We start from the raw sequence: 14,254 nt of genomic DNA on the forward strand, positions 1-14,254 counted from the left end.
AAAACGCTCCGCAGTTATGTAAAATGTCTGCGGTTGCGCCAGTTGTTCAACACGAAAGCCGCGCTGCGGTGCCCCGCAGCGGCTGCGCGACGGTACCACACCAGGGCCTGCGTCTCGTCGGGTTGCGCCGACAGCAGGCCGCGGCGCAGACACTCCGCCAGGCGGTACTGCGCCTGGGCATCGCCCGCGAACGCCTCGCGGCGGATGCTCTCCAGCGAATCGTCGGGGGCTGGCTGGAACGGCCCGTGGGGCACGGCCCGTCGCCCGCGGGCTAGGCCTGCGGCAGCGTCACGCCGCGCTGCCCCTGATACTTGCCGCCGCGGTCCCTGTACGACACGTCGCAGATCTCATCGGACTCCAGGAACAGCATCTGCGCAACGCCCTCGTTGGCGTAGATCTTGGCCGGCAACGGAGTGGTGTTCGAGAACTCCAGCGTCACGTGGCCTTCCCACTCGGGCTCCAACGGCGTGACGTTGACGATGATGCCGCAGCGCGCGTAGGTCGACTTGCCAAGACAGATCGTCAGCACGTTGCGCGGGATGCGGAAGTACTCCACCGTGCGCGCCAACGCGAAGGAATTCGGCGGAATGATGCAGACGTCGGATTTGACGTCGACGAAGCTGCTTTCATCGAAACCCTTCGGATCGACCACCGCCGAATTGATGTTGGTGAAGATCTTGAACTCATCGGCGCAGCGCACGTCGTAGCCGTAGCTGGAAGTGCCGTAGGACACGATGCGCTGCTCGCCCACGTGCCGCACCTGACCGGCCTCGAAGGGCTCGATCATGCCGTGATCCGCCGCCATGCGACGGATCCATTTATCCGCTTTGATAGACATGCGCCGCCTTGCCTTTGTCGGTTGCGTCAGCTGTTCTGGATCACGATGTTGGGGAACTTGGAGCTGAAATCCTTGGCCTTGATCGCCAGTTGGGCGGCCGTGCGGCGCGCCACCTCGCGATAGATCTCCGACACCCGGCCGTCCGGATCCGCGACCACCGTCGGCTTGCCGCTGTCGGCCTGTTCGCGGATGTGGATATCCAGCGGCAGCGCGCCCAGGAACTCGACCTTGTAGTCGTCGGCCATGCGCTGGCCGCCGCCTTCGCCGAAGATGCGCTCCTCGTGGCCGCAGTTCGAGCAGATGTGCAGGCTCATGTTCTCCACGATGCCCAGCACCGGCACCTCCACCTTCTCGAACATCTTCAGGCCCTTGCGTGCATCCAGCAGCGCGATGTCCTGCGGCGTGGTGACGATCACCGCACCGCTGACCGGAATCTTCTGCGACAGCGTGAGCTGGATGTCGCCGGTGCCCGGCGGCAGGTCGATGACCAGATAATCGAGTTCGCCCCAGCGCGTCTCGCCGAGCAGTTGCTCCAGCGCCTGCGTGACCATCGGCCCGCGCCAGATCATCGGCGTTTCCTCGTCGATCAGGAAACCGATCGACATCGCCTTGATGCCGTAATTCTCCATCGGCTCGAGCATGCGCCCGTCCTTGGTCTCGGGCTTACCCTCGATGCCCAGCATGCGCGGCTGGCTGGGGCCATAGATATCCGCGTCGAGCAGCCCCACGCTGGCGCCTTCGCTGGCCAGCGCCAGCGCCAGATTGACGGCGGTGGTCGATTTTCCGACGCCGCCCTTGCCGGAAGCCACGGCGATGATATTCTTGATCCCGGCCAGAGGCTTGAGGTTGCGCTGCACGGCATGCGCGACGATCTGCACCTTCGAGGCGACCTCTACCGAACCCACTCCCGCCACGCGCCCGACATGCTCGCGCACGGCCGCTTCGACTTCCGCCACGTAGCCCTTGGCGGGGTAGCCGAACAGCAGGTCCACCGAGACCTTGTCGCCGTCGATACCGATGTCTTTGACCTCACCCGCGTCGACCAGGTCCTTTTCCAGGTAGCGATCCTCGATCTCCTTGAGGGCGGTTTCGATCTGCAAGCGGGACAACTCAGCCATGGGGCGGGAACCTCCGAAACGATTCTGTGGGACGCGAAGTGCGCCTAATCGGCGAATTGTACTAGTCCGCGCCCCGGCATTAAACAGCGCTCGGAATGCGACTAAGCGGCCGTCCCCAGCGGATCAGGAATATCCCCGACTCTGACGCTTCTCCAGCTTGCGCAGGAAAAACGAGAAAGTCAGCGTGATCGCCAGATACATCATCGCGATCACGAAATAGATCTCAAAGGCATTGAACGTGACGGCAATGTACACCTGCCCCTGGCGCACCAGCTCGCCGACGCCGATAACGGAAAACACCGAGGTATCCTTGAGGCTGATGATTCCCTGATTGCCCAACGGCGGCACGATGCGCCGCAAGGCCTGCGGCCAGACGACGTAAAGAAAGGTCTGAAAACCGGACATCCCGATCGACAGGCCTGCCTCGCGCTGCCCCTTCTCGATCGATTTCACGCCGCCACGCACGATTTCGCAGATATAGGCTCCGGAATTGAGCGCGATAGCCGCCACCGCAGCGCCGAAAGCGGGAACCGGGTGATCGAGCAGGTCGGGCAGGCCGTAGAAGATGAATAGCGCCTGCACCAGGATAGGCGTGCCGCGGAAGAACTCCAGGTAGGCGATCCCGGGCCAGCGCAGCCACCGTGTCGGACTCAAGGTCGCGAGCCCGGTAAGCAGGCCGAGGAAGAACCCCAGGATCAGACCGACTATGGTGATTTCGACTGTGAGGCGCAGCCCCGCCAGCAGATACGGCATCGCCGCCTCGATATCGGAAAGACTGAACGGTATCGAAAAATGCACGTCTCAATCTCCTTTGCGGAAGGGTATGGCGGCCACGCCGTTCTGGGTCGGGACCGCGGATCAACTATCATCCGGCATTCAAACACCACGCCGCCCGCCGACAAGCCAACCGGAGGCCACGATGGCTGAAGCGATCATACAGATCGAAAAAATCAACAAACATTACGGCGAACTGCACGTACTGCGCGACATCGACATGACGGTGAACAAGGGCGAGGTGGTCGTCTTGATAGGCGCCAGTGGCTCCGGGAAGTCCACGCTGATCCGCTGCATCAACGCACTGGAACAGTTCGAATCCGGGCGCATCCTGGTCGACGGCATCGAACTGCTGCCCAACGGCCAGACCGGGCGCGACGTCAAAGGCACCATCCGGGAAGTGCGCCGCGACGCCGGGATGGTATTCCAGCAGTTCAACCTGTTCCCGCACATGAGCTGCATCGACAACATCACCATAGGCCCGATCAAGGTCCTCAAGCAGAGCCGCGCCGACGCAACCGAACTGGCCATGAAACTGCTCAAGCGCGTCGGCATCGAGGACCAGGCGCAGAAATATCCCAGCCAACTGTCGGGTGGCCAGCAACAGCGTTTGGCCATCGCCCGTTCACTGGCCATGAGTCCGAACCTGATGCTGTTCGACGAACCCACTTCCGCACTCGACCCGGAAATGGTCGGCGAAGTGCTCGACGTAATGCGCGAACTGGCCGCCAGCGGCATGACGATGATCATCGTCACGCATGAAATGGGGTTCGCACAGGAAGTCGCCGACCGCGTGCTTTACATGGACAAGGGCGCCATCGTCGAGGAGGGCGGTGCGAAAGAGGTGTTCGGCAACCCGCAGAACGAGCGTACCAAGTCGTTCCTGGCCCGGGTGCTGCACCACTGAGCCCGCGTAGCGTGCAAAGGCCGCATAGCGCGGCCTTTGCGGCTGTATCCGTTCTCAACGCGGCGAAGTGCCCCGCCTCACCGGGTCAAATCAGCCGGCGGCTCCGCACCGAACCACTTCTTGTAGATCTTGGCAAAGGTGCCGTCCTTCTTCATCGACTCCAGGGCCTTGTTGACGGGCCCGGCCAGCGAGCTGCCCTTGGGAAAGGCGATGCCATACTGCTGCCCGGCATAAAGCGGGCCTACCGTCTTGACCTTTCCATGCCCCTTGGTCTTGATGAAATACAATACGTTGGGCGCGTCATAAAAGGCCGCATCCACGTTGCCCGACATCAGCGCCATGTACATCTGCGAAGTGCCTGGAAAGGGCACCACCTTGCCGATACCCGGCACCTTCGTGGTCAGATAGTTATAACTCGTGCTGCCGATCTTGGTGGACACCGACTTACCGGCGAAGTCCTTCACCGTCTTGATCGAGTTGTTGTTGGCGCGGACCATGATCCGCAGGCCCGAATCGTAGTAAGGCTGAGAGAAATCGATCTTCTTCTCGCGTTCCTTGGTGATGGTGATACCGGCAATCGCGATGTCCACGCTGCCCGCCTGCAACGCGGGGATGATGCCGTTGAAGTCCATCGTCTTGAGGTGATATTGGAATCCCGCACGCTTGGCGATGGCGCGGATGATATCCATGTCGAAGCCGATGTACTTGCCCGTCTTGAGATCAAGCGACTCGAACGGCACGAAGCTCGGATCGGTCACTACGGTAACGGTCTTTTCCGCGGCGGATGCCGCAGGCATCGTCGCCATGACACCCACCGCGGCAAACACGGCAGCGCTGAGCGCGGCAAGGAAGCGTTTCGCAAATCTGTTCATTATTTTCTCCTTCTCGGTTTTGCGGGGAAGCCGCAACAGGGCGCAAACAGCAAAAGCCCCCGGTTTCCGAACACGACGAACCTACCAGGATGCAGGCGCGGAATTCGCGCCGACAGATCGAATCGGCTGAAGAGGCCAACATCAAACGTTGAACTGACTCCATGAAGGTTATAGACACAACTGCAGCCCGTGGACCCGACAGCCTGTTTTCACCCTAGCAGACAACGCCCGCGGGCGGAAATCGTGCCATAGCCGCCGCCCCGCGAAACTGCTATGTTTACGAGCTTTTCCCAACCTCGCAAGAAGGCAGTACCATGGCCCGCCGCATCCTCGTCACGAACGCGCTCCCCTACGCCAACGGCCCGCTTCATCTCGGTCACATGCTCGGCTACATCCAGGCCGACACCTGGGTGCGCTTCCAGCGCATGCGCGGCCACGAGGTCTACTACGTCTGCGCCGACGACACCCACGGCACGCCGATCATGCTGCGCGCTCGCAACGAGGGCATCGATCCCGAGGCGCTGATCGCCCGCATGGGCGCCGAACACGCCTGCGACTTCGCCGATTTCGGCATCGACTTCAACAACTACCACTCGACCCACTCGGAGGAGAACCGCCACTTCGCCGAGCTGATCTACACCCGTCTGCGCGACGCCGGCCACATCGCACGCCGCGACGTCGAGCAGGCTTACGACCCTGAAGCGGGGATGTTCCTGCCCGATCGCTTCATCAAGGGCAGCTGCCCGCGCTGCGGCGCCGAGGACCAGTACGGCGACTCCTGCGAAGTCTGCGGCGCCACCTACGCGCCCACCGAACTGGTCGACCCGCGCTCGGTGGTCACCGGCGCCGTACCCGAGCAGCGCAGCTCCGAGCACTACTTCTTCAAGCTCGGCGACTTCGAGCGCTTCCTGCGCAACTGGCTCAAGCAGGGTGACCACGTGCAGGCGGAGACGGCCAACAAGCTGCGCGAGTGGTTCGACGCCGGCCTGCGCGACTGGGACATCTCGCGCGACGCGCCCTACTTCGGCTTCGAGATCCCCGACGCGCCAGGCAAATACTTCTACGTCTGGCTCGACGCACCGATCGGCTACATGGCGAGTTTCCAGAATTTCTGCACCCGCGAAGGGCTGGACTTCGACGCCTGGTGGGGAAAGGATTCCGATGCCGAGCTGTACCACTTCATCGGCAAGGACATCGCCTACTTCCACACCCTGTTCTGGCCGGCCGAGCTGCACGGCGCGGGCTTCCGCACGCCCACCGCCATCTGGTGCAACGGCTTCATCACCGTCAACGGCCAGAAGATGTCCAAGTCGCGCGGCACCTTCATCCAGGCGCGCACCTATCTGCACCACCTCGCGCCCGAGTATCTGCGCTACTACTTCGCTGCCAAGCTGGGCTCCGGCGTCGACGATCTCGACCTCAACCTCGAGGACTTCGCCGCGCGCGTCAACTCGGACTTGGTCGGCAAGGTGGTCAACATCGCCAGCCGCACCGCCTCGTTCATCAACAAACGCTTCGAAAGCAAGCTGAGCGACACTCTGCCCGACCCCGGCCTGTACGAGGCCTTCGCCGCCTCGCGCGACGAGATCGCCGCGCTTTACGAACGCCGCGAATACGGGCAGGCCATGCGCAAGATCATGGGCCTGGCCGACCGCGCCAACCAGTACATCGACGAGAACAAGCCCTGGGTGCTGATCAAGCAGCCCGAACGCCTGACCGAAGTCCAGAGCGTGTGCACTCAGGGACTCAACCTGTTCCGCATCATCGTCAGCTACCTCAAGCCGGTGTTGCCGCTACTGGCCGCGAAGGCCGAAGCCTTCTTCGACGCCGGCGAACTGACCTGGGACGACATCGCCGAACCATTGCTCGCACGCCGCGTCGAGAAGTTCCAGCCACTGATGACCCGCATCGACCCCAGCGCCATCGAAGCCATTATCGAAGCCTCCAAGGAAGACCTGCAGAGCGCCTCACCTGCGCCCACTGGCCCGCTGGCCGACGACCCGATCCGCGACGAGATCGCCTACGACGACTTCGCCAAGGTCGACCTGCGCGTGGCGCGCATCGTCAAGGCCGACCACGTCGAAGGCGCCGAGAAACTGCTGCGCCTCACCCTCGACCTCGGTGGCGAGACGCGCAACGTCTTCGCTGGCATCAAGTCGGCCTACGACCCCAGTCAGCTCGAAGGCCAACTCACCGTCATGGTCGCCAACCTGGCCCCTCGCAAAATGCGTTTCGGCGTGTCCGAAGGCATGGTCCTTGCGGCCGGCCCCGGCGGCAAGGACCTGTTCATCCTCACCCCTGACGACGGCGCCGAACCGGGCATGCGCGTGAAGTGAACCACGCCACCGGCCACGCCGTCGCCGATCTGCCCGCTGAAAGGAGCAAGACTTCATGAACGAAGACAGCCCCTTGGCGATCATCGCCGGTGTCGGCCCCGGCCTGGGCGCCGCGCTGTGCCGGCGGCTCAGCGCGGCCGGCTATGCCGTCGCCGGCCTGTCGCGCAGCCGCGAATACACCGACGAACTCGCTGCCGAACTCAAGGCCGCCGGCGGCACCACGCGTATGCTCGCCTGCGACCTGACCGACGAACATGCCGTACGCGAGGCGCTCGACACCCTGACTGCGGACTTCGGCCCGCCGTCCGTGCTGATCTACAACGCCGGCGCCATTGCCATGCGTCCCTTCGCCGAAATCCCGGCGGAGGAATTCGACCGACTGTGGGCGGTCAACTGCCGCGGCGCTTTCCTCTGCGCGCATCACGTCGTGCCCGCCATGCAGGCCCGTGGCCACGGCACCATCATCTTCACCGGCGCCAGCGCCTCGACCAAGGCCGCAGCTCGCTTCGCCGCCTTCGGCGCCGCCAAGTTCGCCCTACGGGGCATGGCGCAATCCATGGCACGCGAGCTGGGCTCGCACGGCATACACGTCGCGCACGTCATCATCGACGGCATGATCTGGACACCGAAGAACCGTGTACGGCCCGGCGTCACCGAAGACAACACACTGCGTCCGGACGCCATTGCACAAAGCTACTTGGCGCTGATCGACCAGGACCGCTCCGCCTGGACGCAGGAACTCGACCTGCGCCCTGACATCGAAACGTTCTGACGTCCGCTCCACTGACGAATGCCGACTGGGACGAGCATGTCGCGAACGATGCTTCTCGCCACGGCCATCCTGGCAAGCACTCTTGCGCTGCTCGGCGGCTGCCGGACCCAGCCGCCCGCTCCCGCGCAAACCGCGCCCCACTCGCCCTGCAACAAACTCGCCCCGGCCACCCCGGCGCCGGCCGAAGTCGAGCAGCGCCGCACCCCGCTCTATCGCTATGCCATCTGCTATCCGCAACTCGGCGCTGCCGGCGGCAAACTCATGCCCGCGCTGCGCAAATGGGCCGGCGCGCAACTGCAGACTTTCCTCAAAGTCGCCGACCAACCGCGCCCACAAGCCTGGCCCTACGCACTGCTCATCGACTTTCGCGTGGTTGCCAGAGGCAAGGGCTTCGTCAGCGTATTCGCCAACGGCTATACCTATACCGGCGGTGCTCACGGCATGCCGTTGCCGGCGGCTTTCACGCTGACCAACGGACACCTCCTCGAACATCCGGATGCCTTGTTCACCCGTCCGGAGCGGGCCCGTGCCGCAATCAGCGCCTACGCAAGAAAGGCGCTCGAACAAAGAGCCGCCGGTAGTGACACAGCATGGTGTTTCAAAGACAAGACTTGGCTGCGCAAGGGCAGCGCACCGACCGCACAAAATTACGGCATCGCTACATTTACCGCCGCCGCAGGGCGCGCAAACGGCCTGCGCTTCTATTTCACGCCCTACCAAGTCGCCCCCTATGCCTGCGGCATGCAGGCAGTGAAGATTCCGGCACGCGTATTCCGGCCTTGGCTACAGTCCGACTACCGGGCCCTGTTCACCGAACCAAACGACTGATTCGTGGTCTTAAAGTACTCCCCGAATCCTCAGTCGGCCCAGCCCATCGTTCTCAAAACAACGAAGAATCAATGAACGCAACCACCGATGAGATACCACGCAGACAACTCGCGGATGTCCTGGCACCGGCCCTGAAGGTCTTCGTGCAGGCCCCAATGTTCGCATCGCGCATCGAAGCGAAAATACTCGGATCCGCAGTCGGACAGTACGTGACCCTGCACTCGCCCGGCAGCAAACCCGGCGCTGGCCTGAGCACGCTGGCGCCCAGAATCGGCGACAAACTGATCATTCGCTTTCTCGTGGACGGCATCGCCTACGGATTTACGAGTTGCGTCACTCACCTGCTCGCACACCCGGAATCGCTGGTCTTTCTGGAGTATCCGGAGTCCATCGCCCAAGTCAGCGTACGGCGAGACACGCGCATGCCCTGCCGCCTCCCCTGCAACCTCATCCGCTCGGGCGGTGAACGCACTCCCGCTTTGCTGCTCGACATTTCCGAAGGCGGTTGCAAAGTGGCCTGCAGAAGCATCGGCGAGGAACAGCGGACAGAGGGCGCGACAACGAGGCTGGAGCTGACGCTCCCTCCTCCAATGGAGAGCGCATATGAAATCACGGGCAAGGTGATTCGCACCACCCGGCAGCGCCAATCCATCCTTGCGGGCATCGAATTCGATGATCGTCACAGCGAACTGATGACGAACCTGGCGAATTTTCTGTGCCTGGACGACATGGCACCAAACCTCGCACGCAGTGGAGCCGCCGCAGCACTCAACGCCTGAGCGACCATCGATGAATCCCACCGTGCCGCACGACTGCCTGGCCGAACCCCGAACACGGCGCTGCCACCAAGCGGGGACATGACCTCCGCAGTCCTAATCCCTACATGGCTCATACGGGGCTGGAGCATACGCCCTACGTGCTCCTCGGTCCGTCTCGGTTTCCAACGCCCAGCCTTCCTCGCGTTTTCGATTGCGCCGGCCCCGCTTTCCCGCCATACGAAACGCCGCGTCCTGAACCACAACCCTGCAGCCGGCTCGAAGCTTATTAGCCTTGTAGCCGCCTACGGGGTTTTACTTGGCCCAAGGGGCCAAGCCAAAACGACAATAGAAGATTAGAGAGGACGATGAATCATGAATCACACGAGAGATGAGGGTACCGACCGCAAGCAGCACCTGAAGAAACGCCGCGCTAGCCTACTGTTCGCCTGCATAGGAGCACTGCTGACGACGCACGGCGCGATGGCTGCCATGAGCACCGCATCGCACGACATGAAGACGATCCCAGCGGATGGTCAGGTCACGTTCGAGAAAACGGGATTCAGCATCATGAACGTGCAGTTGGTGCTCGGCTCCAGCCTGCATTCAGCCTGCATTTCTCCAACCCCGGCAACAGCACTCTCGACGTACGCATCGTAACGTGGCGAGGCAAACCGGTTAAGGATCTTTCCGTACCGGCCCACGGCCATGCCAGCTGGACCCCGGTGCACTATGGCGTCTACGACTACTTCGACGCCAAGACCACCGACTTCGGCTCTGCGACCATCCAGGGCTCGGACGGGGAGAAGGTCTATCAACCCGTGGCGCGCAAACACTCGAAGGCATTTCCGGCGCCCGCCTACGGCGTCGTCGCAGTGACGAACGCGGCCGGCGGCGGGATTCCGCTGAGCAGCAGCTACGGACCGACGGAGGTTCCAGGCGCCACCACATTGACCGGCAAACACCATCGCTCGTTCATGAAGCACGCCCCCTGGATGGAAGTACCCGGCGGCACCATGACCTTCAAGCCCTGGGTTCTCGTCGTCAAAGCGGGACAGCCGGTCCAGCTCTACGATGAAGACGGCATGGATCACGCCTTCTTCCCCGGCGACTATCCCGTCATGTACCAGAACCACGACCACATTCGCTCGTACGATTACCGGTTCCAGGGATTCGTGCTCAAGAAAAACGGCGGGCATCGCCCCATCACCTTCTACCTTCCCGGCGTCCACCACATTCTTTGCGTGATCCACTCCTATGCCTGGAAGCACACCTACAAGTCGCATCATTTCTACGGCGGCTATCCCTACGTGATGGATGCCGTCGTTGTCGTCGAACCCGACAACAAGGGGTAAGTGAATTCCATACCGATCGTCCGGCTCCATGTCTGTCCAGCGCGGGGCCAGGCGATCGGCATGGAGCGAAGTTGATCACCACCGCGTTGGCAGGGACTATGATGCGATGTCCCTCGACTCCGGATGCCAGCAGAAGCCTCAACCGGCAACGACCGAGCGCAGGCATTCAGAATCCACGACAACGCGAGCGAAAAAGTGACGACTGACGAACACCAGGCAATTGGCACACCCGGACACCCATGGGGCGATGCTGAAATTACCGAATGGCGGACGCGACAGACACGCAAGCGCAGTTACGAATCCGATGTGCTGCAACGCCTTGAGGGACTGCGTTCGAACTTCGACATCGAGCAATTCGGACTTCTGGAGTACCCGCCCGACCGCTACCCGCTCATCGCGCTCCGCAGCCGCAACTGGCGCGACGACCTGCCGAGCGCACTGATCACGGGCGGCGTGCACGGCTATGAGACCAGCGGCGTGCACGGTGCCCTGAAGTTCGCCGAAGAGCACGCTGCGGACTACGTCGGCCGGATCAACCTGCTCGTCGTCCCCTGCGTCAGTCCCTGGGCATATGAACGCGTGCATCGCTGGAACCCCGGAGCCATCGACCCGAACCGCTCCTTCCGCGAAAACAGCCCCGCTCCCGAATCAGCCGCCCTCATGCAACTGCTGGCGCCCTTGCGCGACCGATTCCTGATGCACATCGACCTGCACGAAACCACCGATACCGACGAATCCGAATTCCGTCCATCGCTGGCCGCTCGCGACGGGATTGAATACGTGCCGGGCGAGATTCCCGACGGCTTCTACCTGGTGGACGACAGCGAGACTCCGCAGCCGAAGTTCCAGCAAGCGATCATCGACCGATGCGCCATACCGCACAACAACGGAAGTCTATCCCGACAGTCCGCGGACAACGTCCGCACAGTGCGATGCCGCGCAGGTCGCAGCGGTACGTGCTGCAATCGATTTTGCGTTGGACCGCAACCCAACTCCATCCGTGGAGACAGGCTAGGACCCATGGGTAATTGAGCGGGCAGTGAATCCGCACTCGGTCACGCTAGCTGGGGAAACACCGAGATGAACAAAGTCACCCCGACAGAAGAGTCTGTCGAAATTACGATCGAAGGATTGGACAAACTCTGGTCCTTCAAAGGGAAGGTGACCATCCCGCGTGACCATATTGCCAAAGTTCACCTTCGGCCCGAGGGCATGCACCCACCCTGGCTGAGAGCGCCCGGTACATATGTTCCCCAAACCATTGCTGCCGGAACCTATCATGGCGCGGAAGGGAAGGAGTTCTGGAATACCCGCTTTCGCGATGACTGTGTTGTGTTTGAACTGAAGAATTTCGAATACACCCGCGTGGTGATGATGTACCCAACGCACAGGAACCGATTAGTGCGCTCTCTTGACGCGCGCCCCACATAGAGGCCAAGCCCCCCTCGGACGCTGGACTCGATGTGACGTCAGCCCATGACATTTCCGAGAATCGATCAGATCTCGTCAGATGACTTCCAAACCGCCCCCTATCGCGATAGCTGGATACTAACCATTGTCACCATGAGAGCGCTCTGCTCTAGCGCCTGTGCGCGATTTCTCGATCCCGGGAATCGCAGTGATCTGCTTGGCGAGAAAATCGACCAGCAATCGGACACGGGCGACACCTAGTCGTTCTGGAACGATCAGCATGCTCAAAGGCATAGGCGGCAGCAAATAGTCCGGCAGGAGGATTTCGAGCCGACCTGCCGAAAGAAGGTCGTCAACAAGCCATCGGTGGGCGGGACCGAGGCCTCGTCCAGCGAGGAAAGCCTCACGTGCGGCCAATCCATGGTCGACACGCAGACGTCCGCCGAAAGGTATTGAATAGGCATCGCCACCGGGACCCACCAACGCAAGCATGTCGCTGCCGGCAAGGTTCGACATGCGAATTCCTTCATGCCTGGACAGCTCTTCGGGCAGCTTGGGTTCCCCGTGAACTGCAAGATACTCCGGCGCTGCTACGAGAAGACGCTGACTCAGGCCGAGTGGCCGAAACTTCATCGAACTATCTGTCAGGGGCCCTAGACGGAGTGCGAGATCGACACCTTCCCCGACGAGGTCAATACGCTCGTCGGTCAGGCTGAGGTCGACCTGGATGTCGGGATAGCGATCTTGAAAGGCGAAGATCAGGCGGGTAACGTGCATGACTCCGAAAGCCGCTGTGCAGGACATACGGATCGTGCCGGCGGATGCACTGCGGGTGCCACGTACCTCCTCGCTGGCTTGTTCCACCAAGCGCAGGATTTGGACACTGTTCGAATAGAAACTACGGCCCTCATCGGTCAACGTGACGCGTCGGGTGGTGCGGCTGAGTAGCGCTACACCCAGAGCCTCCTCAAGCTCTTTCAGATGACGTGTCACTGTCGACTGACCGACCCCCATTTCCCGCGCTACCGGCGACAAATTACCGCGCTCGGCCACTCTCACGAAGGTGCGCATGCGTTCGAGGTTGATGTCTAACTTACCCATTATCCAGAATAATAATATGCATTTCGCCCACCTAGTGAATATATCTGGTGTTGCATAGCATCAAGGACAAGCTGACAACACCGAAGGTGCCGCATGAAGATTCTTCTCGTTTTCGCTCACCCCGAATCGCGTTCGCTAGGAGCCGCATTGCGGAACGTCGCTGTGAAAGAGCTTGAGACACAGGGACATGAGGTGCGAGTGTCGGACCTTTACGCCATGCGCTGGAAATCGGAGATCGACCATTCCGACTTTCCTTCATTGGCACCGGATGATCGCCTACATGTGGCGGCAGCTTCGGGGAAAGCATTCGCAGCCGAGAGACTAACCGAGGACGTCAAGGCGGAGCAGGAAAAACTACTGTGGGCCGACGTCCTGATACTCCAGTTCCCCCTCTGGTGGTATTCCATGCCGGCGATCCTCAAGGGCTGGATCGACCGTGTATATGCTTATGGTTTTGCTTATGGAGTTGGCGAACACAGCGACACGCACTGGGGTGATCGCTTCGGTGAAGGGACTTTCGCCGGCAAACGCGCGATGCTGATCGTCACAACCGGTGGTTGGGAGGAACATTACTCCGCACGCGGCATCAATGGTCCCATCGACGATCTACTGTTCCCTATCAACCATGGGATTCTCTTCTATCCGGGGTTCAGTGTGCTGCCGCCATTTGTGGCGTACAAGGTAGATCGACTTAATAGCGTAAATTTCGAATGCATGGCAGGAGCCTTACGGAAAAGGATGCAAACCCTTGAGACGACTTCTCCCATTCCATATAGGCGGCAAAACGGGGGAGATTATCTGATCCCCAGTCTTCAGCTTCGCCCCAAGCTCGAAAATCCTGGCACTACCGGGTTCTCTCTGCACATAACCGATCGATAAATGAAAATTACGATGACACCTTACTATTTAAACTGTTTTTTCAAAGATGATCGGCCTGAGCATAAATTGGTGTAGTTGGTAAGGTGTCACCGTAATTCCTCTTGGCCCCATCAATCGTCATATGCTGCATGACGTTCCGGAACTCGGCCCTTGCTGCGGAGAATTAGGCTTCTGCCGATATACCATTTGTTTTATAATGTTTATGCACTTCCACAATCCTTGCCGACCTCTCGCTTGGAGCACCACATGCCCTCCTGGAACCTCGCGGCCGGTATCGCCTGCGCGCTTGTCGCAAGCTCTGCCCTCGCC

The 14,254-nt window shown here is 61.2% G+C and carries 16 protein-coding genes; 10 read left to right on the forward strand and 6 right to left on the reverse strand.

Features of this window, described 5'->3' with window-relative positions:
• Positions 1 to 14: 14 nt before the first annotated feature.
• The 4 genes from P8014_RS10050 to P8014_RS10065 form a co-directional block, all read right to left on the reverse strand.
• Positions 15 to 254, reverse strand: coding sequence for an SEL1-like repeat protein (locus tag P8014_RS10050; protein WP_337817186.1), 240 nt, complete (start codon positions 252 to 254; stop codon positions 15 to 17).
• Between the two features lie 17 nt (positions 255 to 271).
• Entirely contained in the window at positions 272 to 838 is a 567-nt protein-coding gene (gene dcd, locus P8014_RS10055) for a dCTP deaminase (protein ID WP_337817187.1), read from the reverse strand.
• Positions 839 to 864: 26 nt separating this feature from the next.
• Positions 865 to 1,956, reverse strand: coding sequence for an iron-sulfur cluster carrier protein ApbC (gene apbC / locus P8014_RS10060; protein WP_337817188.1), 1,092 nt, complete (start codon positions 1,954 to 1,956; stop codon positions 865 to 867).
• Between the two features lie 123 nt (positions 1,957 to 2,079).
• Positions 2,080 to 2,754 carry an amino acid ABC transporter permease gene (locus tag P8014_RS10065; RefSeq protein ID WP_337817189.1) on the reverse strand — a complete coding sequence of 225 codons (675 nt, stop codon included), beginning with the start codon at positions 2,752 to 2,754 and terminating at the stop codon, positions 2,080 to 2,082.
• Positions 2,755 to 2,887: 133 nt separating this feature from the next.
• On the opposite strand from P8014_RS10065, the gene P8014_RS10070 reads away from it, so the two are divergent.
• A complete protein-coding gene (locus P8014_RS10070) occupies positions 2,888 to 3,637 on the forward strand; it encodes an amino acid ABC transporter ATP-binding protein (protein WP_337817201.1) in 750 nt (249 codons plus the stop codon).
• Between the two features lie 77 nt (positions 3,638 to 3,714).
• On the opposite strand, the gene P8014_RS10075 is transcribed toward P8014_RS10070, so the two are convergent.
• A complete protein-coding gene (locus P8014_RS10075; protein ID WP_337817190.1) occupies positions 3,715 to 4,509 on the reverse strand; it encodes a transporter substrate-binding domain-containing protein in 795 nt (264 codons plus the stop codon).
• 314 nt (positions 4,510 to 4,823) lie between these two features.
• Between P8014_RS10075 and metG the strand changes: the two genes are divergently transcribed.
• The 8 genes from metG (at position 4,824) to P8014_RS10115 (ending at position 11,986) form a co-directional block, all read left to right on the forward strand.
• Positions 4,824 to 6,845 (forward strand): methionine--tRNA ligase, encoded by a 2,022-nt coding sequence (gene metG, locus P8014_RS10080; protein ID WP_337817191.1) that lies wholly within the window; start codon positions 4,824 to 4,826, stop codon positions 6,843 to 6,845.
• Positions 6,846 to 6,900: 55 nt separating this feature from the next.
• Entirely contained in the window at positions 6,901 to 7,617 is a 717-nt protein-coding gene (locus tag P8014_RS10085; RefSeq protein ID WP_337817192.1) for an SDR family NAD(P)-dependent oxidoreductase, read from the forward strand.
• Positions 7,618 to 7,653: 36 nt separating this feature from the next.
• Positions 7,654 to 8,445 (forward strand): DUF3298 and DUF4163 domain-containing protein, encoded by a 792-nt coding sequence (locus P8014_RS10090; protein WP_337817193.1) that lies wholly within the window; start codon positions 7,654 to 7,656, stop codon positions 8,443 to 8,445.
• A gap of 71 nt (positions 8,446 to 8,516) precedes the next feature.
• Positions 8,517 to 9,224: a PilZ domain-containing protein gene (locus P8014_RS10095; RefSeq protein WP_337817194.1), complete on the forward strand. Its 708-nt coding sequence runs from the start codon at positions 8,517 to 8,519 to the stop codon at positions 9,222 to 9,224.
• Between the two features lie 351 nt (positions 9,225 to 9,575).
• Entirely contained in the window at positions 9,576 to 9,860 is a 285-nt protein-coding gene (locus tag P8014_RS10100; protein ID WP_337817195.1) for a hypothetical protein, read from the forward strand.
• A 65-nt stretch (positions 9,861 to 9,925) separates the two neighbouring features.
• Positions 9,926 to 10,555 (forward strand): hypothetical protein, encoded by a 630-nt coding sequence (locus tag P8014_RS10105; RefSeq protein ID WP_337817196.1) that lies wholly within the window; start codon positions 9,926 to 9,928, stop codon positions 10,553 to 10,555.
• Between the two features lie 123 nt (positions 10,556 to 10,678).
• Positions 10,679 to 11,587 (forward strand): M14 family metallocarboxypeptidase, encoded by a 909-nt coding sequence (locus P8014_RS10110; RefSeq protein ID WP_337817197.1) that lies wholly within the window; start codon positions 10,679 to 10,681, stop codon positions 11,585 to 11,587.
• Positions 11,588 to 11,635: 48 nt separating this feature from the next.
• Positions 11,636 to 11,986: a hypothetical protein gene (locus tag P8014_RS10115; RefSeq protein ID WP_337817198.1), complete on the forward strand. Its 351-nt coding sequence runs from the start codon at positions 11,636 to 11,638 to the stop codon at positions 11,984 to 11,986.
• A gap of 117 nt (positions 11,987 to 12,103) precedes the next feature.
• Here the strand turns inward: P8014_RS10115 and P8014_RS10120 are convergent, their stop codons facing one another.
• Positions 12,104 to 13,066, reverse strand: coding sequence for a LysR family transcriptional regulator (locus tag P8014_RS10120; RefSeq protein ID WP_337817199.1), 963 nt, complete (start codon positions 13,064 to 13,066; stop codon positions 12,104 to 12,106).
• A gap of 93 nt (positions 13,067 to 13,159) precedes the next feature.
• On the opposite strand from P8014_RS10120, the gene P8014_RS10125 reads away from it, so the two are divergent.
• The gene (locus P8014_RS10125; protein WP_337817200.1) at positions 13,160 to 13,945 is read left to right on the forward strand and encodes an NAD(P)H-dependent oxidoreductase; all 786 of its coding nucleotides are present in this window, start codon (positions 13,160 to 13,162) and stop codon (positions 13,943 to 13,945) included.
• The last annotated feature ends 309 nt before the right edge of the window (positions 13,946 to 14,254 follow it).

It is taken from the genome of Acidihalobacter sp. (assembly GCF_037381185.1).
Lineage (GTDB): Bacteria > Pseudomonadota > Gammaproteobacteria > DSM-5130 > Acidihalobacteraceae > Acidihalobacter_A.

Excerpts from the sequence above, each read along its gene's own strand:
- dcd (WP_337817187.1), bottom strand. The coding sequence starts at position 838 with ATGTCTATCAAAGCGGATAAATGGATCCGTCGCATGGCGGCGGATCAC.
- apbC (WP_337817188.1), bottom strand. The coding sequence starts at position 1,956 with ATGGCTGAGTTGTCCCGCTTGCAGATCGAAACCGCCCTCAAGGAGATC.
- P8014_RS10075 (WP_337817190.1), bottom strand. The coding sequence starts at position 4,509 with ATGAACAGATTTGCGAAACGCTTCCTTGCCGCGCTCAGCGCTGCCGTG.
- metG (WP_337817191.1), top strand. The coding sequence starts at position 4,824 with ATGGCCCGCCGCATCCTCGTCACGAACGCGCTCCCCTACGCCAACGGC.
- P8014_RS10085 (WP_337817192.1), top strand. The coding sequence starts at position 6,901 with ATGAACGAAGACAGCCCCTTGGCGATCATCGCCGGTGTCGGCCCCGGC.
- P8014_RS10090 (WP_337817193.1), top strand. The coding sequence starts at position 7,654 with ATGTCGCGAACGATGCTTCTCGCCACGGCCATCCTGGCAAGCACTCTT.
- P8014_RS10095 (WP_337817194.1), top strand. The coding sequence starts at position 8,517 with ATGAACGCAACCACCGATGAGATACCACGCAGACAACTCGCGGATGTC.
- P8014_RS10100 (WP_337817195.1), top strand. The coding sequence starts at position 9,576 with ATGAATCACACGAGAGATGAGGGTACCGACCGCAAGCAGCACCTGAAG.
- P8014_RS10110 (WP_337817197.1), top strand. The coding sequence starts at position 10,679 with ATGCCAGCAGAAGCCTCAACCGGCAACGACCGAGCGCAGGCATTCAGA.
- P8014_RS10115 (WP_337817198.1), top strand. The coding sequence starts at position 11,636 with ATGAACAAAGTCACCCCGACAGAAGAGTCTGTCGAAATTACGATCGAA.
- P8014_RS10120 (WP_337817199.1), bottom strand. The coding sequence starts at position 13,066 with ATGGGTAAGTTAGACATCAACCTCGAACGCATGCGCACCTTCGTGAGA.
- P8014_RS10125 (WP_337817200.1), top strand. The coding sequence starts at position 13,160 with ATGAAGATTCTTCTCGTTTTCGCTCACCCCGAATCGCGTTCGCTAGGA.